Origin of the sequence: Inquilinus ginsengisoli (assembly GCF_031453975.1) — a bacterium.
GTDB classification, from domain to species: domain Bacteria; phylum Pseudomonadota; class Alphaproteobacteria; order DSM-16000; family Inquilinaceae; genus Inquilinus; species Inquilinus ginsengisoli_A.
This window is the reverse complement of sequence record NZ_JAVDPW010000009.1, coordinates 156,199-176,448: the sequence shown is the minus strand read 5'-3', so window position 1 is coordinate 176,448 and position 20,250 is coordinate 156,199. Positions and strand designations below refer to the sequence as shown.

Genomic DNA, 20,250 nt, shown 5'->3' with positions numbered 1-20,250 from the left:
TCACCGGCGTCCTGCGGCACGCATCGAATCAGGGGTGAGGGCTGGAGCGGGTGAAGGGAATCGAACCCTCGTCGTAAGCTTGGGAAGCTTCTGCTCTACCATTGAGCTACACCCGCAGCGCCGTCGGTTATAGGCGAAGCGCCGAGGACGTTCAAGGCGGGAACTCCACGACTTCGCGTTGCCTCTCGCGCGTGGCGGGAGAGGTCGGACACCGTTAGGATGCCCGGGTGAGGGCCGGCACCGGCCCGGACAGCCATGGGATTGGGATGAGCGGCGAGATCGCGGTGATGATGGACCTGCTGGCGCGGCTGCCGGGGCTGGGGCCCCGGTCGGCCCGCCGCGTCGCGCTGCACCTGCTGCGCCACCGCGACACGGCGATGCGCCCGCTGGCGGCGGCGCTGGACGCCGCGGCGCGGGCGATCGTGCCCTGTTCGATCTGCGGCAACCTCGACACCAGCGACCCCTGCCCGATCTGCACCGACCCCACACGGGACATCGGCGTGATCTGCGTGGTCGAGCAGGTGGCCGACCTGTGGGCGCTGGAGCGGGCGCGCGCCTTCCGTGGCCGCTACCACGTGCTGGGCGGCACGCTGTCCGCGATCGACGGTATCGGGCCGGACGACCTGTCGGTGCCGCAGCTGGTCGCCCGCGCCCGCGAGCCCGGGGTGACCGAGGTGATCCTGGCGCTGAACGCCACGGTCGACGGCCAGACCACGGCGCACTACCTGGCCGAGAAACTGGAGGGCACCGGCCCCGCCGTCACCCGTCTGGCCCATGGCGTGCCGGTGGGCGGCGAGCTGGACTATCTCGACGACGGCACCCTGGTCGCCGCCCTGCGCTCGCGCCGAGGGCTGTAGCCCGCCGGTCCGTCAGGCGGCCGCCGAGGCGCGCCGCAACTCGACGTCCAGATTGCCGAGCATCTCGGTCCAGCCGGCCTTGTGGTTCTCGGGCAGGTCGTGGCCGTCGAGGAAGGCGCCCTGTTCGGTGAAGACCAGGCGGCAGCCGGCACCCGCGGGGTGGAACTCCACGGTGGCCAGCCCGGCGAACAGCCGCTTGTCGCCGCAGGTCATGGTGTCGGCGGTAACGATGCGGCGACCCGGCACGATGTCCTGGTAGCGCGCGTCGTTGACATAGACGTCGCCGCCGGCCGGGCCGAAGCGGCAGATATTGCCGCCGCCGACCCGGAAGTCGAAGCGGTCGAAGCCGACCTGCCAGCCCTCGCCGGGCGATCCCCAGCGCAGCAGCGCCTCGGCCGTTGACCAGGCGGCGAAGACCCGGGCCGGGGTGGCGTTGTAGGTCCGCTCCAGGACGAAGGTGGAATGGGTGACGGATCGTTCGGTCATGGCGTGCCTCCTTGCTTGGGGTCTTCCGGGGTTTCGTCGAGAAAGTCACCGAGACGGTCGAGGCGGCGCTCCCACAGCGTCCGCCGGTCGCCGATCCAGGATTCGGCCGTGCGCAGCGCCGCCGCCTCGATCCGGCAGGTGCGCACCCGCCCGGCCTTCTCGGACCGGACGAGGCCGCTGGTCTCCAGCACCGCGAGATGCTGCATCACCGCGGACAGGGTCATCTCCAGCGGCTTGGCCAATTCGCTGACCGAAGCCGGCCCGTGGCACAGCCGCTCCACCATCAGCCGCCGACCGGGATCGGCCAGGGCCTGGAACATGAGATCGAGCGGGGCGGTTGATTGGTAAAGCATATTCTTAAGTATCATGGCCAGCAGCAACCCGGCAAGAGATAGTTTAGGAATTGCTTTAGTGTTCGCCGATGGCGATCGGCGCCTTAATCGCCTGGGCGGGGCGTCCTAGGACCGGATCAGGCGAAAGCCCTGCCGGGGACACAGAGAAGCCACCATCGGCCGATAATCGAGGACTTGTGTCCGATCAAGACGCATCCCGGCCCAGGGCCGTGGCGGATGCGCGCCGCAGCGACGGCAACGGGCTGACCTGTCCGCTTCGCGAATTGCCCGCGGGTCGGACGTGCGTCACATTCACCTCAAATGCAATGGAGGGGACCAAGCATGACGACCTACACTGGTACCGACAGTTCCGAGACGTTCGTCGGCGGCGCGGGCAGCGACACGTTCATCGGCCGCGGTGGCAACGACACCCTGACCGGCGGCGGCGGCAACGACGTCTTCGTCTATGACACGCGGGAGTTCGGCAGCGACCGGATCACCGACTTCAACGCCGGCGACAAGCTCGACCTGTCGTTCCTGAAGGTCGCCGACCTTGCCAGCCTGGCGCCGTTCATGACCCAGGACGGCTTCGATACGGTGATCACCCTCGGCTACGATTCCTCGACCGAAGTCATCCGGCTGGTCGACGTAAACATGAACTCGCTGACCGCGGCGAACTTCGTGTTCAACACCTCGGCCACAGCGCTGAACCTGACCGGCACCGGCTTCCGCGACGTGCTGTTCGGCGGCAACGCCGCGGACCGCATCGCCGGCGGCAACGGCAGCGACACGCTGGTCGGCGGCGCCAACAACGACCTGCTCACCGGCGGCGGCGGCGAGGACGTGCTGTTCGGCGGCGCCGGCAACGACATCTTCATCTACAACACCCGCGAATTCGGCGCCGACACCATCCGCGACTTCACCGTCGCCGGCGACCGGATCGACCTGTCGGCGCTGAACGTCGCCGACCTCGCCAGCCTGCAGCCATTCATGAGCCAGGACGGGGCCGATGTCGTCATCACCCTCGGCTTCAACTCCTCGACCGAGAGCATCCGGCTGGTCGACGTAAACATGAACTCGCTGACCGCGGCGAACTTCGTGTTCAACACCTCGGCGACGGCGCTGAACCTGACCGGCACCGGCTTCCGCGACGTGCTGTTCGGCGGCAACGCCGCGGACCGCCTGGCCGGCGGCAACGGCAGCGACACGCTGGTCGGCGGCGCCAACAACGACCTGCTTACCGGTGGCGGCGGCGAGGACGTGCTGTTCGGCGGCGCCGGCAACGACACCTTCATCTACAACACCCGCGAATTCGGCGCCGACACCATCCGCGACTTCACCATCGCCGGCGACAAGATCGACGTGTCGGGCCTGAATGTCGCCGACCTCGCCAGCCTGAAGCCGTTCATGACCCAGGACGGCGACGATGTGGTGATCACCCTCGGCTTCAACTCCTCGACCGAGAGCATCCGGCTGGTCGACGTCAACCTGAACGCACTGACGGCGGCGAACTTCGTGTTCAACACCTCGGCGGTCGCGCTGAACCTGACCGGCACCGGCTTCCGCGATGTCCTGTTCGGCGGCAACGCCGCGGACCGCCTGGGCGGCGGCAACGGCAGTGACACGCTGGTCGGCGGCGCCAACAACGACCAACTCACCGGCGGCGGCGGTGAGGACGCCCTGTTCGGCGGCGCCGGCAACGACATCTTCATCTACAATACCCGCGAATTCGGCGGCGACACGATCAAGGACTTCACCGTCGCCGGCGACAGGATCGATGTGTCGGGCTTGAATGTCGCGGACCTCGCCAGCCTACAGCCGTTCATGACCCAGGATGGGGCCGACGTCCTCATCACCCTCGGCTTCAACTCATCGACCGAGAGCATGCGGCTGGCGGGCGTCGGCCTGGCCCAGCTGACCGCGGCGAACTTCGTGTTCAACACCTCGGCGACGGCGCTGAACCTGACCGGCACCGGCTTTCGCGACACCCTGTTCGGCGGCATCGGCGCGGACAAGCTCTCCGGCGGGTCCGGCGACGATACCCTGGTCGGCGCGGCGGGCAACGACACCCTCACCGGGGGCGACGGCAACGACCGGCTGTTCGGGGGCGCCGGGGCGGACATCCTGAACGGCGGCATCGGAACCGACACGGCCAGCTATGCCACCAGCAGCGCCGGGGTCACGGTCGGCCTCGCCGGCGCCGCCGGCATCGGGGGCGACGCCCAGGGCGACACCCTGACCGCAATCGAGACCATCGTGGGCAGCCGGTTCAATGACATCCTGACCGGCGACGCCGGGGCCAATGTCCTGACCGGGGGCGACGGCAACGACGTGCTCCGCGGCGGGGCCGGGGCCGACCGGATCGAGGGCGGGGCGGGCACCGATTCGGTCCAGTATTCCGAGAACACCGCTGGCATCGGCATCAATCTGGGCACCGGCGTCGGCATCGGCGGCACCGCCCAGGGCGATATCGTGACCGGGATCGAGAACGCCTATGGCGGCAGCGGCAACGATGCGCTGATCGGGTCCGGCGGCAATGACGGGCTGGTCGGCGGGGCCGGCAACGACGTGCTCAACGGCGGCGGCGGCGCCGACACGCTGATCGGCGGGGCCGGGGCCGACCGCTTCACCTATGGCAGCGTCGGGCAGAGCCAGGTCGGGGCCGGGGCCGACCGGATCACCGATTTCAGCCACGCCCAGGGCGACCGCATCGATCTCGCCGCGGTCGACGCGAACTCCATCGTCACCGGCAACCAGGCCTTCGCCTTCATCGGCACGACCGCCTTCACCCACCATGCCGGCGAGATGCGCTTTGCCGTCTCCGGCGGCAACACCGTCGTCTCCGGCGACGTCAACGGCGACGGTGTCGCCGACTTCAACATCGTCCTGACCGGCGCCATCACCCTGGTGGCGGCCGACTTCGTCCTGTAGAAGCGGCGTGGCCGGCCCGAAATCGGGCCGGCGACAAAAAAGGGGCCGGCTGAATGCCGGCCCCTTTCGTTTGAGCACTGGCGGACCGGCTATTTCATCCCCTTGTCCCAGGCCGCATGGGTCCAGGCCGCGTCGCCCGGATCCTTGGTGATCACAGGGTCGCTCTTGCTCGACAGCAGCACCTGCACCGTGCGCTTGTAGGCCTCGGGGTCCAGCCAGCCGATCTTGTCGTCCGACACCGTGATCAGCTTGGCGATGTTCTCGGCCATCCGGGTCTGCACCGCATCGGTGGTGGCGCCGGATGCATCGGCCTCGGCCACGATCTTGCCGGCCTCGTCCGGATGCGCCTTGGCATAGGCCCAGCCCTTGGCCGAGGCCTTGAGGAACCGCCCCAGCCGGTCGACATAGGCGGGGTCCTTCAGCTTGGAGTCGAGGGCGTAGAGCCCGTCCTCCAGCGTGGCCACGCCCTGGTCCTCGTAGTAGAAGGTGATCAGGTCGCTCTCCGGCACGCCGGCGTCGATCACCTGCCAGTATTCGTTGTAGATCATGGTCGAGATGCAGGCCGCCTGGTTCTGCAGCAGCGGGTCGACGTTGAAGCCCTGGCGCAGCACCTTGACGTCGGGGTTCGAGCCCGAGGTCGACAGCCCCAGCTTGCCCATCCAGGACAGGAACGGATACTCGTTGCCGGCGAACCAGACGCCGAGGGTCTTGCCCTTGAAGTCGGCCGGCGACTTGATGCCGCTTTCCTTCTTGCAGATCAGCATCATGCCGGAGCGGTTGAAGATCTGCGCCACATTGACCAGCGGCACGCCCTTCTCACGCGCCGCCAGCGCCGCCGGCATCCATTCGACGATGACGTCGGCCCCGCCAGCCGCGGCCACCTGGGGCGGCGCGATGTCCGGCCCGCCCGGCTTGATCGTGACGTCCAGCCCGGCATCCTTGTAGAAGCCCTTGTCGGCGGCGACGTAATAGCCGCCGAACTGCGCCTGGGTGACCCATTTCAGCTGGATGGTGAAGGGGTCCGCCGCCTGCGCCGTGCCCAGCCCGGCAAAGATCGCCGCGGCCGCAGCCAATCCCAGAATTGCGTGTTTCACGTGAAACCTCTCCCGTTGGTTCGACGCCCTGTTGGTCAGTGCGTCGTTTCCCGCATCGAAGGATGCCAGAAGGTGGTCGCCCGCTCCACCAAAGCGAGCAGCCCGTAGGAGGCGGAGCCGGCGATGGCCGCGACCAGGATAGTGGCCCAGACCATGTCGACATTGAGCCGCGCCACCTCGGTCGAGATGCGGAAGCCCATGCCGTAGATCGGCGTGCCGAAGAACTCGGCCACGATGGCGCCGATCAGGGCCAGGGTGGCGTTCAGCTTCAGCGCGTTGAAGATGAAGGGCAGCGCCCCGGGCAGCCGCAGCTTCAGCAGCGTCTGCCGGTAGCTGGCGGCGTAGGACCGCATCAGGTCGCGCTCCATCGCCCCGGCGGATTCGAGGCCGGCCAGCGCGTTCACCAGCATCGGGAAGAAGGTCATGACCACGACCACCGCGGCCTTGGAGTGCCAGTCGAAGCCGAACCACATGATCATGATCGGGGCGATGCCGACGATCGGCATGGCCGAGACGGCGGAGCCGAGCGGCAGCAGGCCGCGCTGCAGGAAGGGCGACCGGTCGATCGCCACCGCGGTCAGGAAGCCGGCGCCGGAGCCGATGACGAAGCCGGGGATGGCGGAGCGGATGAAGGTCTGGAAGAAGTCGACCCACAGCGTGTCGAGGCTGCCGATGAAGCGGGCGCCGATCATCGACGGCGACGGCAGCAGGATCTGCGGCACCTGGAAGCCGGTGACCAGCACCTGCCACAGCCACAGGATCAGGGCGCCGAACAGCACCGGCACGGCGATGCCCGTCACCCGGCCCGGCACCGGCGACAGGCCGGCCAGGGCCAGCCAGACCGCGGCCACCGTGGCCAGGATCGGCAGCGCGATCCAGGCGGTCGCGGCGGTGAAGACGCCACCGTCGCCGATCCACCACAGGACGAAGCCGGCCAGGACCAGGGCGAGCACCAGCCAGCCGAGACTGCGGAGAACGGCGCGGTTCATCCCCGCCCTCCCTGGCTGGCGATGACGGCGCGTTCGGTCAGGGTGACAGCGGTGACGCAGAGCAGGGCCAGGATCGCGGCCATCACCAGGGCCGACCACAGCTGGATCATCTGGCCGAAATAGGAGCCGGTCAGCAGCCGCGCCCCGATGCCGGCCTGGGCGCCGGTCGGCAGCTCGCCGACGATGGCGCCGACCAGGGCCAGCGAGATGCCGATCTTCAGGCTGGGGAACAGGAACGGCACCGCGGCCGGCCAGCGCAGCTTCCAGAACACCTGGGCGCCCCGCGCCGAATAGGTGCGCATCAGGTCGAGCTGCAGCGGGTCGGGCGAGCGCAGGCCCTTGACCATGCCGATGGTCACCGGGAAGAAGCTGAGATAGGCCGAGATGATCGATTTCGGCACCACCCCGGTCAGCCCGATATTGCCCAGCACCACCACGATCATCGGCGCGATCGCCAGGATCGGCACGGTCTGGCTGGCGATCACCCAGGGCATCAGCGACCGGTCCAGCGTCGGCACATGGACGATGCCGACGGCGAGCAGGATGCCGAGCAGGGTGCCGAGCACGAAGCCGACCAGGGTCGAGCTCATCGTCACCCAGGCGTGGTAGATCAGGCTGCGGTTGCTGGTGACCGGGCGTTCGACCGTGCTTTTCCACAGGTCGACCGCGACCTGGTCCGGCGTCGGCAGCAGCGGCCGGTCGAGCGCCCAGATGGCGCCGACGAACTGCGAGGTGGTCCAGTCCGGCCCGGCGCGGTTCAGCCGCTCCACCGCCGCCGGCGCGTTGAGCCAGAGCGACCCGAGATACCAGATGACCAGGACCACGCCGAGCACCGTGGCCAGCGGCAAGGTCCGCCCCGCCTTCAGCCGCGCCCAGGCGCCAGGCCGCGCCGGCAGCGGTTCGGCCAGGGCGGTCATGGGGCCCTCCTGAAGCAGAGAGCCTGCCTATCCGAGTCCCCCCTCCCCTTGCGGGAGGGGGGTAGGGGGAGGGGGTTGCCGATCGAAGGGCGGAGGACCGGCCGACCGACGTTATTCACCTTCGCCCGAAAACCCGATGCCGGCGCTTGCGGCTGGAACCCCCTCCCCCTACCCCCCTCCCACAGGGGGAGGGGGGACAAGAAAGAGGACGTCCTGCGCAGAAGGGGATTCATTCGTAGGAGTGCCCGGCGCGCAGGCCTTCGCGGACCTGCTGGGCGATGGCGAGGAATTCCGGGGTCTCGCGGATGTCGAGGTCACGGTCGCGCGGCAGGCCGCTGTCGATCACGTCGAGGATCCGGCCCGGCCGCGGCGACATCACCACGATCTTTGACGACAGGAACACCGCCTCCGGGATCGAATGGGTGACGAAGATCACGGTCAGGTTGGTGCGGTTCCACAAATCCAGCAGATGGACGTTGAGGTTGTCCCGCGTGATCTCGTCCAGCGCGCCGAAGGGTTCGTCCATCAGCAGCAGCTTGGGCTGGAAGCCGAGGGCGCGGGCGATCGAGGCCCGCTGCTGCATCCCGCCGGACAGGTGCCAGGGGAACTTCTTCTCGAACTGGCCGAGCCCGACGGTGGCCAGCGCCTGGCGCGCCCGGTCCTGCCGCTCCGCCGCCGGCACGCCCATGATCTCCAGCGGCAGCTCGACGTTGCGGCGGACATTGCGCCAGGGGTAGAGCGCCGGCGCCTGGAACACATAGCCATAGGCGCGGGCCAGCCGCGCCTGTTCCGGCGTCATGCCGTTGACGGTGACCGACCCGGAGGTCGGCTGCACCAGGTCGGCCACCACCCGCATCAGCGTGGTCTTGCCGCAGCCGGACGGGCCGATCAGCGACACGAACTCACCCTCGCCGATGGTCAGGTCGATGTCCTGCAGCGCCACCACCGGCGCGTCGGCGGTCTGGAAGGTCAGGCCGAGGCGCCGGGCCTCGACCACCGGCGGCGCGGCGGAGGCCGCCTGCGGGGACTGTCGGACCGCCGACACCACCATGCCTCAGGCCGCCTTTCCGGGCTGCTCGAGCGAGCGGTCGTAGTCGAGCACGGCGCGCAGCAGCACATTGGCCCCGGCGGCAGCGTGGTCGAACTCGATGCTCTCCTCCTCGTTGTGGCTGATGCCCTCGCGGCACGGCACGAAGATCATCGCGGTCGGCGCCACCCGGGCGATATAGGCCGAATCATGCCCGGGGCCGGAGACGATGCGGCGATGGCTGAAGCCGTTGGCCTGGGCCGCGGCCTCCACCGCATCGATGCAGGCCGGGTCGAACTTCACCGCCGGCGAATCCCAGATCGCGTCGAGCTTGACCTCGAGCTTCAGCTCGGCCGCGATCCGTTCGATCGCCGCCCGTGCCGCCGTTTCCATCACCCCGATCTTCGCATCGTCGGGATGGCGGTAGTCGATGGTGAAGAACACCTCGCCCGGGATCACGTTGCGGCTGTTCGGCCGCACCTCGACCAGGCCGACCGTGGCGACCGCATCCGCGGTGGCGTCGCCGACCGCGATCACCGCCTCGATCATCCGGGCGGCGCCGCGCAGCGCGTCGCGCCGCAGCCGCATCGGGGTCGAGCCGGCATGGCTCTCACGGCCGGTCACCGTCACCTCGTACCAGCGCATGCCCTGCACGCCGGTGACGACGCCGATCACCTTGTCCTCGTTCTCGAGGATCGGACCCTGCTCGATATGCAGCTCGAAATGCGCGCCGAGCTGGCGCTGGCCGACCGGGACCGGGCCGCGATAGCCGATGCGGTCCAGCTCGTCGCCGAAGCGCAGGCCGTCGCGGTCCTCGCGGCTGTAGGCGTAGTCCTTGGTGAACACCCCGGCGAAGACGCCGGAGGCCAGCATCGCCGGCGCGAAGCGGGAGCCCTCCTCGTTGGTCCAGTTGATGACCTCGATCGGGGCGTTGGTCTCGTAGCCGGTGTCGTGCAGGGTGCGCAGCAGCTCGAGGCCCGAGAGGACCCCGAGGATGCCGTCGAACTTGCCGCCCGTCGGCTGGGTGTCGAGATGGCTGCCGATGCAGATCGGCGGCAGCGAGTCATCCCGGCCCGGCCGGCGGGCGAACATGTTGCCGATTTCGTCCACCGTGACGATGCAGCCGACCGCCTCGCACTGTTGCCGGAACCAGTCCCGCACCTGCTTGTCGAGATCGGTCAGGGTCAGGCGCTTGACCCCGCCCTTGACCGTCTTCCCGAACTCCGCGGTTTCCATGATCGCGTCCCAAAGGCGCTGCGGGTCGATCTGGATATTCTGCTGCATCGTCACTCCTTGGACGGATCGCCGCGATCAGGCCGGCTTGCGGATGAATTCACCCTCGATGGTCGAGGCCGGCTGGCCCGCCACTTCGCGGGTATAGGCCAGCTTCAGATGGGTGCCGTCGACCAGGGTGCGGCGGTAGAGCTGGCGCTCGACCTTGCCGTCCTGGGTGGTGCCGACGACCTCGACCGTCAGGGTCGGGCCGGCCAGGCTGGCGGTGGCGTAGGCGCGGTCGGCCGGGACCGTGGCGGTCCAGAAGTTCGGCCGGGTCGAGGCCTTGAAGGCCAGCTCACGCTCGCGGAACTCGAGACCCTCGCCGGGCTTCTCCCCGGCCTGGACGTTGCGCCAGAACAGGCGGAAGCCGCCATCGGCATGCGCCTCCAGGATCACCGCCGCGGCCCGCTGGGTCTCCTCCTGGCTCGACCCGATCCAGGATCCCGCGAAATCGTCGATCTTCGCTTCCGCCACCGGCGTGTTCGCCGGCCCCTTGCCGGCACAGCCGGCCAGCGCCGCGGCCATAATCCCCACCAGCACCGCGCGTCGCTTGAAAGCCATCATACCCCTCGCCTCATCGTGTCGAATGGTCGGAAAAGGGGGCCATCATGACCGATCACCCCCATGCCGACGAATCCAAATCGTATCAAAGTGAAGGGGCTATTCCGCAGCGTCCTTACGCATCGGGTTGTTGGGGTGGTGCTGCCAGTTCAGATAGGGCCGGCCGGTGTCCACCGTCTCCATGGTGATGCAGTCGTCGACCGGACAGACATGCATGCACAGGTTGCAGCCGACGCACTCTTCCTCGTTGATCTCGTAGCGCCGGCCGCCCTCAGGCGTGCGCAGGGCGAAGATCGACTGGTGCGAGGTGTCCTCGCAGGCGATGTAGCACTTGCCGCACTGGATGCAGGCGTCCTGGTTGATGTTGGCGACGGATTTGAAGTTGATGTTCAGATCCTGCCATTCGACGAAGTTCGGCACCGCCAGGCCCTGGAAGGCGCGGGTGCCGGCATAGCCCTTCTCGTCCATCCAGTTGGCCAGGCCGGACGACATGTCCTCGACGATCTTGAAGCCGTGGGTCATCGCCGCGGTGCAGACCTGGACGTTCGTGGCGCCCAGCGCCATGAACTCGGCCGCGTCGCGCCAGGTCGAGACGCCGCCGATGGCGGAGATCGCCATGCCCTGGCATTCCGGGTCGCGCGCGATCTGGCCGACCATGCGCAGCGCGATCGGCTTCACCGCCGGGCCGCAATAGCCGCCATGGGTGCCGCGGCCGTCGACCGTGGGCGTCGGCGCCATCAGGTCGAGGTCGATCGAGACCACGGACTGGATGGTGTTGATCAGCGACACCGCGTCGGCGCCGCCGCGTTTGGCCGCCCGCGCCGGCCCCAGGATGTTGGTGATGTTCGGCGTCAGCTTCACGATCACCGGCATGCGGGTGTACTGCTTGCACCAGCGCGCGACCATCTCGACATATTCTGGCACCTGGCCAACGGCGGAGCCCATGCCGCGTTCGGACATGCCGTGCGGGCAGCCGAAATTCAGCTCGATCCCGTCGGCGCCGGTGTCCTCGACCAGCGGCAGGATCGCGCGCCAGCTCTCCTCCTCGCAGGGCACCATCAGCGACACGATCATCGCCCGGTCCGGCCAGTCGCGCTTGACCTGCTTGATCTCGCGCAGGTTCAGCTCCAGCGGCCGGTCGGTGATCAGCTCGATGTTGTTGAGGCCGGCGACCCGGGTGCCGTTGTAGCTGACCGCGCCGTAGCGGGAGGAGACGTTGACCACCGGCGGATCCTCGCCCAGCGTCTTCCACACCACGCCGCCCCAGCCGGCGCGGAAGGCGCGGACAACGTTGTATTCCTTGTCCGTCGGCGGCGCCGAGGCCAGCCAGTACGGGTTCGGGGAGCGGATCCCCAGGAAATTGTTGGTCAGATCGGCCATCACAGCCTCCAGCTGGTGTTCCGCGGCTCTGCCGGCCGCTTGTAAAATCGTCATCCGACCGGCGGTGCCGGCCGGGTCAAACCGTCAACAGCGCCTCGATCTCGTCCGGCAGTTGCGCACCCCGGAAGGGGTTGCGCACGGTGACGCCGCCCAGCGCCACGCCGTCCACCATGTCCTCGCTCAGCAGCGTGGTGCAGCCATGGCTGTCGGCCGTCGCCAACATCATGGCGTCCCAGTAGCCGAACCGCTTCGCGGCGGCTTCCCGCGCGGCCGTCACGACAGTCAGCTCAACCGAAGCAGCCGTTGCGAACAGCTCCACCCAGTCGCCGATCTGGGCCGCGGCGTCGGCCGCCGGCAGCAGGCGGCGGCGCTGCGAGGTGACGTAGAACTCCCCCAGCGCCTGGAGCGTCAGGACGCAATCGGCCCGGGCCGCGCGCTCGACGATCTCCCTCGCCCGCCGATGCTTGTCACCTTCGGCGCTGTCGATCGCATAGACGAGGATGTTGGTGTCCAAGGTGAACCGCCTATCGGTCATGCAGCGCGTCGCGGTCGAAAGGCTCCGGCGATGCGCTGCGGTAGCCATGGGCCATGCGCGCCCGGGTTCGCTCCAGCGCTGCCTCCTGGGACGGGGTCAGGACGCGCCGGCGCGACATCGGCACGACCCGCGCCACCGCCTGGCCCCGCCGGGTGATGACGAATTCCTGGCCGGATTCGACCGCGCGGATCATCTCGGCGAAGCCCTGGTTGGCCTCGCGCAGCGTGATGGTGGTGCTCGATCCATCGCTCATCGCATCACTCCTCCGAATGCGCTACTAATGTAGCACATTCAGCGCCGCAGCGCCCGGTCGATCGACAGCGCCGCCAGCTTGCCGTCCTGCACGGCGCTGACGGTCAGGTCCTGGCCCGGCACGCAGTCGCCACCGGCCCAGACGCCGGACAGCGAGGTCTGCCGCTCTTCGTTCACCGCGATGCGGTTGCCGGCCATATCGAGCGTCTCAGCTTTATTCGCGAATGCAGACGGCACGAGGTACTGGCCGATGGCGGTGAAGACCTGGTCGGCCAGCACGGTGAAGCGGTCGCCGGTGCCGGCCAGCCGGCCCTGGGCGTCGAGCTGGGTGTGCTCGAACTCGACCTCCTTCACCGACGGACCGCGGCCGTTGGCCGGCCAACCCAGGATGCGGCGCGGCTGCGCCCAATGCCGGACGGTGACGCCGTTGACCTGGGTCCAGTCCTGCTCCTTCCAGGTCGCGGACATCTGTTCGGCGCCGCGGCGGTAGACGAGGGTGACCTCCTCCGCCCCCAGCCGCTTGGCCTGGGTGGCGGCGTCGATCGCGGTGTTGCCGCCGCCGATCACCACGACGCGCCGGCCGACCGGCACCGAGGCCTTGTCGTCGGCCTGGCGCAGTCGGGCGATGAAGTCGACCGCGCTCTCGACCCCGGCCAGCGCCTCGCCGTCGCAGCCCAGCGCGTTGACCGCATTGTGGCCGAGGCCGAGGAAGACGGCGTCGAAATCCTGCCGCAGCTGGGCCAAGGTGACGTCGCGGCCCAGCATCACGCCGGTGCGGATCTCGATGCCGCCGATCTCGAGGATGTAGGCCAGCTCGGCCTGGGCGAAATCATCCGCCATCTTGTAGGCGGCAAGGCCGTATTCGTTCAGGCCGCCGCCCTTTTCCTTCGCCTCGAGGACGACCACGTCATGGCCGAGCACGGCGAGGCGATGGGCGCAGGCGATGCCGGCCGGCCCGGCGCCGACCACGGCGATCCGCTTGCCGGTGGCGGGCGCCCGGCTGAACAGCTGGATGTCGCGCTGGAACACATGGTCGGTGGCGTAGCGCTGCAGCGCGCTGATCGTCACCGGCTTCTCTTCCTGGTGGTTGCGGACGCAGGCCTCTTCGCACAGCTCCTCGACCGGGCAGACCCGGGCGCACATGCCGCCCATGATGTTGGCGGTCAGGATGGTCTGCGCGGCGCCCTTCACATTGTCGGTGGCGATGCCCTTGATGAAGGCGGGGATGTCGATCCCGGTCGGGCAGGCCTCGATGCAGGGCGCGTCGTAGCAGAAATAGCAGCGGCTGGATTCGATCAGCGCGGTGCGCCGGTCCAGCGGCGGGTGGATTTCCGCGAAGTCGTCGGCGATGCGGTCGGCGCCCAGGCGTCCTGCCGCGATGTCGGATCCCGTGGTCATCCGTCAGTCTCCCCATGGCCGCCGGTTCCGGATTCCCGGATTCGATCGTCGGCACCGCCTCTCCTGGCCTCGACGGTATCGAGAACCTGACCAAATGGTCAACTCAATTTTCAATTGATAGTCACTCTCATTATCGATTGTTGCGCAGCGGCGAATCGTGCTAAGAACGTTTCAAGAACGATGAGGAGTGGGCACATGGACCGACATGTCCGCTGGGCGCCGGCCGAGGGCACCGGGCTGGAGCATCTGCGGCTGCACCGCAGCGGCGCCTGGATCCAGGCCGACAGCGTCGTGATCGGCGGCGATGCCGACCACCCCGGCGGCGGCGTGCAGTGGGCGCTGACCTACACCATCGTGCTCGACGCCGAATGGCGGGTGCGGTCGGTGGCGGTGACCGATCATGCCGGCGACCGCCGGCTGCGGCTGATCGCCGATGGCGGCGGCGCCTGGACCACGGGGGACGGCACGGCCCTGCCCGACCTCGACGGCTGCATCGATGTCGACCTGGTGGCGACACCCTTCACCAACACCCTGCCGATCCGGCGACTGCGGCTGGAACCCGGCGAGTCCGCGGTGATCAAGGTTGCGTACCTGCCGCTGCCCGACCTGGTGCCTTTCGCGACCGAGCAGCGCTACACCGCCCTGGCGGCGCGGCGCTGGCGCTACGAATCGCTCGACGGCAGCGGCTTCAGCGCCGAGATCAGCACCGACGCCAACGAGCTGGTGCTGGACTATCCCGGCCTGTACCGCAGGGTGGAGTAAGGGGCCGTCACAACTCCAGCTCCCAGGTCTCGCCGATCATCTGCGGCCCGAAGTCGAGATGCGGCCGGGCATCGACCAGGCGGAAACCGGCGGTCTCATAGATCCGCCGGGCCGAGACCAGCACCGCGTTGGTCCACAGCGTGATCTTGGAATAGCCGGCCAGGCGGGCGAAGCGGATGCATTCGTCGACCAGTCGGCCGCCGATGCCGTGGCCGCGTGCCTTCGGCTCCACCAGCAGCAGCCGCAGCTTGGCCACGCTGTCGGATTGCCGCACCAGCATCACCGACCCGACCGGTTCGCCGTCTAGCTCGGCGATCCAGCAATGCTCGCGCCGGGGATCGTGCCCGGCCAGGAACTGCGACGCGATCTCCGCCACCAGCGCCTCGAAGCGGTCGTTCCAACCGAAGTCGCGGACATAGAGCACGGCGTGGCGCTGGACCATCCAGCCCAGGTCGCCCGGACGGTGCGACCGCAGCAGGGTGGACGCGCCGCGCTCGCCGGCGCTGTCGAGCAGCCCTTCCACGGTGCGGAACGCCTCGCTCAGCCGGGCCTGCTGCGGCGACGTCAGGCCGCGCAGCAGCCGGGCGATGGCTTCGCGCGAGCGATCCTCGAGCGGCTCCAGCACCGCCCGGCCCGCCGGGGTCAGGGCCAGCAGGCTCTGCCGCCCGTCCTGCGGCGACGGGCTGCGGGCGATCAGTCCCTGGCGTTCGAAGCCGCCCAGGATGCGGCTGAGATAGCCGGGGTCGAGCCCCAGCGCCCGGCCGAGATCGCTGGCGCTGGGGCCGTCGCGATGCGCCAGCTCGTACAGCACCCGCAGTTCGGTCAGCGAGAACGGGCTCCGCAGCAGCCCTTCCTCCAGCACGCCGATCCGCTGGGTGTAGAAGCGATTGAAGCGACACATCGCGGCGACGTGATCCGCCAGGTCGATTTCGGCCATGCCATCCTCATCGAAAGCATGGCAACGTCAAACAGTTGATTGACGGAGTCAACTAAATGCGTTCAGCCTTTCGCTGGCAAAATCGCCGCGCCTCGGCGGCCGGTGCCGCAATCGCCCATCTGGCACCAGCCCCGGCCGCCACGGCGCAGCGGCCGCCGGAACCTGACCGGATCCGCTATCGACGCGGCCGGTGTTCCGACCGATGATGCCGGCATGAACGACGCCGAGACGCTGGACCAGCCGGACGAGACCGACGAGACCCTGGGGTCGCTGTCGCGGCCCGGCGCGGTGTCCGGCGGCCGCCTGCGCCGGGCCCGCGAGGCGCAGATCCTGGACGCGGCCGAGGGCGTGTTCGCCGAGGCCGGCTTCTCCGGCGCCACCATGCAGGGCATCGCCGAGCGCGCCGGCCTGCCCAAGGCCAACCTCCACTACTATTTCGGCACCAAGGAGACGCTGTACCGCGCCGTGCTGGCCCGCATCCTGGACCTGTGGGTCGACGCCTTCGACCATCTGGTGCCGGAACGCGACCCGGCCGAGGCCCTGGCCGCCTATATCCGCGACAAGATGCACTGGTCGCGCACCCGGCCGCTGGCCTCCAAGGTCTTCGCCAACGAGATCATCCACGGCGCGCCGCAGGTCGCCGACTACCTCTCGGGCAAGCTGAAGCGGACGCTGGACGAGAAGACGCGGGTGATCGAGGGCTGGATCGCCGCCGGCCGGATGGCGCCGGTCGACCCCCGCCACCTGGTGTTCACCCTGTGGGCCGCGACCCAGACCTATGCCGATTTCGAGGCCCAGATCCGGGCGGTGCTGGGGCGCGAAACCATGGATGACGACGTCTTCCTGGTCGCCAGCCGGCACGTCACCGGGCTGATCCTGCGCGGCTGCGGCCTGAAGCCGCCGCGCGGCGGCTGAACCGCCCGGCGTGATGCTGCGGCGCCACGCGTCGATGGCGGCGCGCCCCGCTTTGCGCTAAGGAAAGGCCATGCTGCTGCGTGCCCTCACCCCGCTGGTCCTTCTCGCCCTCGCCGCCTGTGCCGCGGAGCCGCCCCAGGCGGCCCTGCCGCCGCTGGTGCTGCAGGATGCCGCCGCGCCCGGCCAGGCCGGATTCGACCAGAGCCGGGGCGAGGCGCTGCTGGCCCAGGCCAAGGCGGCCGAGGCCCGGAACCCGGCCCAGGCCAAGGACCTGTACCGGCAGGCCGGGCTGGCCTGGCCCGACCTGACCGACGCCTGGGACGGGCTGCGGCGCGTGGCGCTGAAGCAGAACGACATGCCGGAGGCCCAGGCCGCCGGCTTCATGTCCGAGCGGGTGAAGCTGTATCCTGGCACCGCCATCGCCTCGCAGCGCGAGGTCAACATGGCGTTGCAGAGCTATGTCCGGGCCCAGACGCAGCAGCCGACCGACGGGCCGCAGCAGGTGGCCTATGCCAAGCGGCTGGGCGAGTACTACGACGCCCAGTACGCCCGTGCCGGCTTCTATACCCGCGAGAAGGACATCGGCAACATCGAGGCCCACGACCTGCCCGGCGTGGTGCTGATGGGCGGCGGCATCGGCGGCTACGCCGTCAGCCTGGCCACCAAGTTCGAATAGCGCGGAGGCGGCGCCCGCCCGCTACTTGATGTCCTTGGCGCCGAGGCTGGGCCAGTTGGCGCTAGCCTTGTCGATGTTGCCCTTGATGTCCTTGGCCCAGGTGTCGCGGACGCCGAGGTCGTAGTTGAGGTAGAGCCGGCCGTCGACGATCGACCAGGCCTCGGGCTCGATCTTGACCAGATAGCCCCGCGAGGTGCCGAAGGCGCAGAAGCCGCCGAAGGCCGGCATGTACTTGTCGGGGTCGGCCGCGAACGCGGCCTTGTGCTCGGCGCTGGCGAACCACCAGGTGGCGCCGTCCTGCTGCACCGCGAATTCCGGCTTGCCCTGGCGCGGCCCGCCATCGGTGAAATAGGCGACCGGGTCGTAGCCGCGGATCGCGACATTGTCGGTCGAGCCGAGGGTGTTGACCGGGTGCGGTGGCGCCTCGGCCGCCACGGCCGGCAGCGCCGGGACGGCCAGCAGGCCGATCAGCAGGAGAAGGGTGCGACGGTCGAGCATGGGTGGGCCTCCCGGGGAGCCACGGATGGTTGTCCTGTGACTCCCCTACGCAGGGGAGGCGCCGTCCGTTACAGCGCCGCCGCCCGATTCAGCCCAGCCGCTCCTGCGGCGTCACCGTCGCCTCCTGGGCCCGGCCGTCGCGCAGCAGGCGCAGGGCGGTGGCGATGCCGACCCGCTCGACCCCCAGCAGCCGGTGCAGCGCATCGACGCCGTCGACCGCATGCCCATCGATCGCCAGGATGACGTCGCCGACCCGCAGCGCCGCGGCCCCGGCGCCGCCGGCCAGCACCTCGGCCACCCGCACGCCGGCGGCTTCGGGCAGGCCCAGCGCCAGCTGCATCGGCCGCGGCAGCCGCACCGTCTGGGCGGCGATGCCGAGCGAGGCCCGGCGCACCCGGCCGTGGCGGATCAGCTCCGACGCCACCACCACGGCGGTGTCGCTGCCGATGGCGAAGCACAGGCCCTGGGCGCCGGCGATCATCGCGGTGTTGATGCCGACCACCCGGCCGGCGGCGTCGACCAGCGGCCCGCCGCTGTTGCCGGGGTTCAGCGCCGCGTCGGTCTGCAGCACGCCGTCGATCTGGCGCCCGGACAGGCCGCGCAAGGACCGGCCGAGGGCGCTGACCACGCCGGCCGTCACCGTGGCCTCGAAGCCGAGCGGGTTGCCGATGGCGACCACCAGCTGGCCGGCCTGCAGCGCGGCGGAGGACCCGAACGGCGCCCAGCCGGGCACCACGTCGTGCAGCCGCAGCACCGCGAGATCGGTGTCGGGATCGTCGCCGACCGGCCAGGCGACGACGACGCGGCCGTCGCTGAGCGTGGCGGTGATCGAGGCGGCGCCGCGGACCACATGGCTGTTGGTCAGCACGAAGCCGTCGGGGGTGAAGATCACGCCCGAGCCGCTGCCGCGCGGCACCGGCGTGCCGTCCGGCCCCTTGCCGGAGACGCGGAGATGGACCACGGCGGGCGCGGCGGCGCGCACCGCGTCGATCACGGTGCGGGAATAGGCGTCGAGTGCACCAGACCCCGCGGGAGCATTGGCAGGGGCGGATGGTGTCGAGGCCTCGGGCCCCGGCGCCGCGGCGTCGAGGAGGAAGCGGGTTTCGTATCCGGGCATGACTGGACCTTGGGGTGGAAGGGGCGGCCACCCGGCGCGCCCCGCTTCCAAGATGTGGGCATGCCGGGATGAGAACCCAAGGGGAACACCGTGAGGTGGGCGCAGGGCTGACGAGGACGGCGGTCCGACGTATGGTTCGGGCGCGGCATGCGCGATTCGCGCAGCGCCGGCTTCGGGGACGACCGGATATGGCGACAGACGCGCTGGATGCCTTCGACTGGCGGATCCTGGCCGCGCTGCAGGACGATGCGCGGATGAGCAACATCGCTTTGGCCGAGCAGGTGCTGCTGTCGCCGTCGCAATGCGCCCGCCGGCTGCAGCGGCTGGAGGAGGCCGGGGTGATTCGCGGCTATGCCGCGCTGCTGGACCCCGACCGCATCGGGCTGGCCGTCGCAGCCTACATCTCGATCACGCTGGAGAAGCACGGCGCCTTCACGGCCGAGGCCTTCCGCGAGGCGGTGCAGCGCCACCCCGAGATCGTCGAATGCTGCGCCGTGACCGGCGACGCCGATTACGAGCTGCGGGTGGTGGCGCCGGACCTGAAGGACCTGTCGCGTTTCATCATGGACACGCTGATGCGGATCGACGGCGTCTCGGCCATCCGCTCGCGCATCGTGCTCGACACCATCAAGGACAGCCGACGGCTGCCGCTGCGCCCCGCGCCCTGACGGCGCCGGATCTGGGCCCACATGCCGCACCGGGTTGTCTCGCGGCCCGACCCGTGCTTGTCTGCGCCACCTTTCGCGACCCGTCCGGAGCGCCCAGCGCATGACGCGTTTCTTCAAACTTCTCGGGAGTCTTCTCCTCGCCATGACCATCGCCAATACGGCTTCGGCCCGCGATCTCGAAAACACCCTCTACCTCGACCTGACCTATGGCCGGGTGGTGATCGAGCTGCGCCCCGACCTCGCCCCCAAGCATGTCGCCCGCATCAAGGAGCTGGTGCGCCAGGGCTTCTATGACGGCATCGTGTTCCATCGCGTGATCGAGGGCTTCATGGCCCAGACCGGCGACCCCACCGGCACCGGCATGGGCGGCTCGGGCCAGAAGATCGACGCCGAGTTCAGCAAGGAGCCGTTCAAGCGCGGCACCCTGGGCATGGCCCGGTCGCAGAGCCCGAACAGCGCCGACAGCCAGTTCTTCATCATGTTCGCCGCCGGCGACTTCCTGAACGGCCAGTACACCGTCTGGGGCCAGGTGGTGGAGGGCATGGAGTTCGTCGACAAGATCAAGCGCGGCGAGCCGCCGGCGAACCCGGACAAGATCGTCAAGATCCAGGTCGCGGCCGACGTCAAGTAAGACCGGCACCGA

Annotated in this window: 22 protein-coding genes and 1 tRNA gene; 7 read left to right on the top strand and 16 right to left on the bottom strand. The window is 69.4% G+C overall.

Features of this window, described 5'->3' with window-relative positions:
- Nucleotides 1-42: 42 nt before the first annotated feature.
- Nucleotides 43-116, bottom strand: a tRNA-Gly gene (locus E9232_RS24890).
- A gap of 150 nt (nt 117-266) precedes the next feature.
- Here E9232_RS24890 and recR point away from each other — a divergent pair.
- On the top strand, nt 267-857 hold the full coding sequence (recR, locus tag E9232_RS24885; RefSeq protein WP_309798602.1) for a recombination mediator RecR: 591 nt from the start codon (nt 267-269) through the stop codon (nt 855-857).
- A gap of 12 nt (nt 858-869) precedes the next feature.
- On the opposite strand, the gene E9232_RS24880 is transcribed toward recR, so the two are convergent.
- Both E9232_RS24880 and E9232_RS24875 read right to left on the bottom strand, forming a co-directional pair.
- Complete coding sequence (locus E9232_RS24880; protein ID WP_309798600.1) at nt 870-1,343, bottom strand: SRPBCC family protein; 474 nt, start codon at nt 1,341-1,343, stop codon at nt 870-872.
- Complete coding sequence (locus E9232_RS24875; RefSeq protein ID WP_309798598.1) at nt 1,340-1,696, bottom strand: ArsR/SmtB family transcription factor; 357 nt, start codon at nt 1,694-1,696, stop codon at nt 1,340-1,342. The genes E9232_RS24880 and E9232_RS24875 overlap by 4 nt, the downstream gene beginning before the upstream one ends.
- A gap of 321 nt (nt 1,697-2,017) precedes the next feature.
- On the opposite strand from E9232_RS24875, the gene E9232_RS24870 reads away from it, so the two are divergent.
- Nucleotides 2,018-4,606 carry a M10 family metallopeptidase C-terminal domain-containing protein gene (locus E9232_RS24870; RefSeq protein WP_309798597.1) on the top strand — a complete coding sequence of 863 codons (2,589 nt, stop codon included), beginning with the start codon at nt 2,018-2,020 and terminating at the stop codon, nt 4,604-4,606.
- An 89-nt stretch (nt 4,607-4,695) separates the two neighbouring features.
- Here the strand turns inward: E9232_RS24870 and E9232_RS24865 are convergent, their stop codons facing one another.
- From E9232_RS24865 to E9232_RS24820, 10 genes are all read right to left on the bottom strand, one after another.
- Complete coding sequence (locus tag E9232_RS24865) at nt 4,696-5,700, bottom strand: ABC transporter substrate-binding protein (RefSeq protein ID WP_309798596.1); 1,005 nt, start codon at nt 5,698-5,700, stop codon at nt 4,696-4,698.
- A gap of 35 nt (nt 5,701-5,735) precedes the next feature.
- Nucleotides 5,736-6,689 carry an ABC transporter permease gene (locus E9232_RS24860; RefSeq protein WP_309798594.1) on the bottom strand — a complete coding sequence of 318 codons (954 nt, stop codon included), beginning with the start codon at nt 6,687-6,689 and terminating at the stop codon, nt 5,736-5,738.
- Entirely contained in the window at nt 6,686-7,606 is a 921-nt protein-coding gene (locus E9232_RS24855; protein ID WP_309798592.1) for an ABC transporter permease, read from the bottom strand. Before E9232_RS24855 ends, E9232_RS24860 begins: the two co-directional genes overlap by 4 nt.
- Before the next feature lie 229 nt (nt 7,607-7,835).
- Complete coding sequence (locus tag E9232_RS24850) at nt 7,836-8,651, bottom strand: ABC transporter ATP-binding protein (RefSeq protein ID WP_309798590.1); 816 nt, start codon at nt 8,649-8,651, stop codon at nt 7,836-7,838.
- Between the two features lie 9 nt (nt 8,652-8,660).
- Nucleotides 8,661-9,917 (bottom strand): Zn-dependent hydrolase, encoded by a 1,257-nt coding sequence (locus E9232_RS24845; RefSeq protein WP_309798588.1) that lies wholly within the window; start codon nt 9,915-9,917, stop codon nt 8,661-8,663.
- 27 nt (nt 9,918-9,944) lie between these two features.
- The gene (locus E9232_RS24840; protein ID WP_309798587.1) at nt 9,945-10,469 is read right to left on the bottom strand and encodes a hypothetical protein; all 525 of its coding nucleotides are present in this window, start codon (nt 10,467-10,469) and stop codon (nt 9,945-9,947) included.
- A 99-nt stretch (nt 10,470-10,568) separates the two neighbouring features.
- Nucleotides 10,569-11,849: an NAD-dependent dihydropyrimidine dehydrogenase subunit PreA gene (preA, locus tag E9232_RS24835; protein ID WP_309798585.1), complete on the bottom strand. Its 1,281-nt coding sequence runs from the start codon at nt 11,847-11,849 to the stop codon at nt 10,569-10,571.
- A 76-nt stretch (nt 11,850-11,925) separates the two neighbouring features.
- Nucleotides 11,926-12,363: a PIN domain-containing protein gene (locus E9232_RS24830; protein WP_309798583.1), complete on the bottom strand. Its 438-nt coding sequence runs from the start codon at nt 12,361-12,363 to the stop codon at nt 11,926-11,928.
- Nucleotides 12,364-12,373: 10 nt separating this feature from the next.
- The gene (locus E9232_RS24825) at nt 12,374-12,637 is read right to left on the bottom strand and encodes a type II toxin-antitoxin system Phd/YefM family antitoxin (protein WP_309798582.1); all 264 of its coding nucleotides are present in this window, start codon (nt 12,635-12,637) and stop codon (nt 12,374-12,376) included.
- A gap of 38 nt (nt 12,638-12,675) precedes the next feature.
- Complete coding sequence (locus E9232_RS24820) at nt 12,676-14,034, bottom strand: NAD(P)-dependent oxidoreductase (protein WP_309798580.1); 1,359 nt, start codon at nt 14,032-14,034, stop codon at nt 12,676-12,678.
- Nucleotides 14,035-14,229: 195 nt separating this feature from the next.
- Between E9232_RS24820 and E9232_RS24815 the strand changes: the two genes are divergently transcribed.
- Nucleotides 14,230-14,796 carry a putative glycolipid-binding domain-containing protein gene (locus E9232_RS24815; RefSeq protein ID WP_309798578.1) on the top strand — a complete coding sequence of 189 codons (567 nt, stop codon included), beginning with the start codon at nt 14,230-14,232 and terminating at the stop codon, nt 14,794-14,796.
- Between the two features lie 7 nt (nt 14,797-14,803).
- On the opposite strand, the gene E9232_RS24810 is transcribed toward E9232_RS24815, so the two are convergent.
- A complete protein-coding gene (locus E9232_RS24810; RefSeq protein WP_309798576.1) occupies nt 14,804-15,733 on the bottom strand; it encodes a bifunctional helix-turn-helix transcriptional regulator/GNAT family N-acetyltransferase in 930 nt (309 codons plus the stop codon).
- 213 nt (nt 15,734-15,946) lie between these two features.
- Between E9232_RS24810 and E9232_RS24805 the strand changes: the two genes are divergently transcribed.
- Nucleotides 15,947-16,648 carry a TetR/AcrR family transcriptional regulator gene (locus tag E9232_RS24805; protein WP_309798574.1) on the top strand — a complete coding sequence of 234 codons (702 nt, stop codon included), beginning with the start codon at nt 15,947-15,949 and terminating at the stop codon, nt 16,646-16,648.
- Between the two features lie 70 nt (nt 16,649-16,718).
- On the top strand, nt 16,719-17,324 hold the full coding sequence (locus E9232_RS24800) for a hypothetical protein (RefSeq protein ID WP_309798573.1): 606 nt from the start codon (nt 16,719-16,721) through the stop codon (nt 17,322-17,324).
- A 21-nt stretch (nt 17,325-17,345) separates the two neighbouring features.
- Here the strand turns inward: E9232_RS24800 and E9232_RS24795 are convergent, their stop codons facing one another.
- Together E9232_RS24795 and E9232_RS24790 are read right to left on the bottom strand one after the other, a co-directional pair.
- Nucleotides 17,346-17,822, bottom strand: coding sequence for a YHS domain-containing (seleno)protein (locus E9232_RS24795; RefSeq protein ID WP_309798571.1), 477 nt, complete (start codon nt 17,820-17,822; stop codon nt 17,346-17,348).
- An 88-nt stretch (nt 17,823-17,910) separates the two neighbouring features.
- The gene (locus E9232_RS24790; protein WP_309798569.1) at nt 17,911-18,939 is read right to left on the bottom strand and encodes a S1C family serine protease; all 1,029 of its coding nucleotides are present in this window, start codon (nt 18,937-18,939) and stop codon (nt 17,911-17,913) included.
- Between the two features lie 188 nt (nt 18,940-19,127).
- Here E9232_RS24790 and E9232_RS24785 point away from each other — a divergent pair, with 188 nt between their 5' ends.
- The gene (locus E9232_RS24785; RefSeq protein WP_309798567.1) at nt 19,128-19,607 is read left to right on the top strand and encodes an Lrp/AsnC family transcriptional regulator; all 480 of its coding nucleotides are present in this window, start codon (nt 19,128-19,130) and stop codon (nt 19,605-19,607) included.
- Nucleotides 19,608-19,707: 100 nt separating this feature from the next.
- On the top strand, nt 19,708-20,238 hold the full coding sequence (locus tag E9232_RS24780) for a peptidylprolyl isomerase (RefSeq protein WP_309798565.1): 531 nt from the start codon (nt 19,708-19,710) through the stop codon (nt 20,236-20,238).
- The last annotated feature ends 12 nt before the right edge of the window (nt 20,239-20,250 follow it).

Coding starts and splice junctions, on each gene's coding strand:
- E9232_RS24790 (WP_309798569.1), bottom strand. CDS start 18,939: ATGCCCGGATACGAAACCCGCTTCCTCCTCGACGCCGCGGCGCCGGGG.
- E9232_RS24880 (WP_309798600.1), bottom strand. CDS start 1,343: ATGACCGAACGATCCGTCACCCATTCCACCTTCGTCCTGGAGCGGACC.
- E9232_RS24875 (WP_309798598.1), bottom strand. CDS start 1,696: ATGCTTTACCAATCAACCGCCCCGCTCGATCTCATGTTCCAGGCCCTG.
- E9232_RS24855 (WP_309798592.1), bottom strand. CDS start 7,606: ATGACCGCCCTGGCCGAACCGCTGCCGGCGCGGCCTGGCGCCTGGGCG.
- E9232_RS24840 (WP_309798587.1), bottom strand. CDS start 10,469: ATGGCTTTCAAGCGACGCGCGGTGCTGGTGGGGATTATGGCCGCGGCG.
- E9232_RS24795 (WP_309798571.1), bottom strand. CDS start 17,822: ATGCTCGACCGTCGCACCCTTCTCCTGCTGATCGGCCTGCTGGCCGTC.
- recR (WP_309798602.1), top strand. CDS start 267: ATGAGCGGCGAGATCGCGGTGATGATGGACCTGCTGGCGCGGCTGCCG.
- E9232_RS24870 (WP_309798597.1), top strand. CDS start 2,018: ATGACGACCTACACTGGTACCGACAGTTCCGAGACGTTCGTCGGCGGC.
- preA (WP_309798585.1), bottom strand. CDS start 11,849: ATGGCCGATCTGACCAACAATTTCCTGGGGATCCGCTCCCCGAACCCG.
- E9232_RS24780 (WP_309798565.1), top strand. CDS start 19,708: ATGACGCGTTTCTTCAAACTTCTCGGGAGTCTTCTCCTCGCCATGACC.
- E9232_RS24820 (WP_309798580.1), bottom strand. CDS start 14,034: ATGACCACGGGATCCGACATCGCGGCAGGACGCCTGGGCGCCGACCGC.
- E9232_RS24805 (WP_309798574.1), top strand. CDS start 15,947: ATGAACGACGCCGAGACGCTGGACCAGCCGGACGAGACCGACGAGACC.
- E9232_RS24860 (WP_309798594.1), bottom strand. CDS start 6,689: ATGAACCGCGCCGTTCTCCGCAGTCTCGGCTGGCTGGTGCTCGCCCTG.
- E9232_RS24815 (WP_309798578.1), top strand. CDS start 14,230: ATGGACCGACATGTCCGCTGGGCGCCGGCCGAGGGCACCGGGCTGGAG.
- E9232_RS24845 (WP_309798588.1), bottom strand. CDS start 9,917: ATGCAGCAGAATATCCAGATCGACCCGCAGCGCCTTTGGGACGCGATC.
- E9232_RS24800 (WP_309798573.1), top strand. CDS start 16,719: ATGCTGCTGCGTGCCCTCACCCCGCTGGTCCTTCTCGCCCTCGCCGCC.
- E9232_RS24825 (WP_309798582.1), bottom strand. CDS start 12,637: ATGAGCGATGGATCGAGCACCACCATCACGCTGCGCGAGGCCAACCAG.
- E9232_RS24785 (WP_309798567.1), top strand. CDS start 19,128: ATGGCGACAGACGCGCTGGATGCCTTCGACTGGCGGATCCTGGCCGCG.
- E9232_RS24810 (WP_309798576.1), bottom strand. CDS start 15,733: ATGGCCGAAATCGACCTGGCGGATCACGTCGCCGCGATGTGTCGCTTC.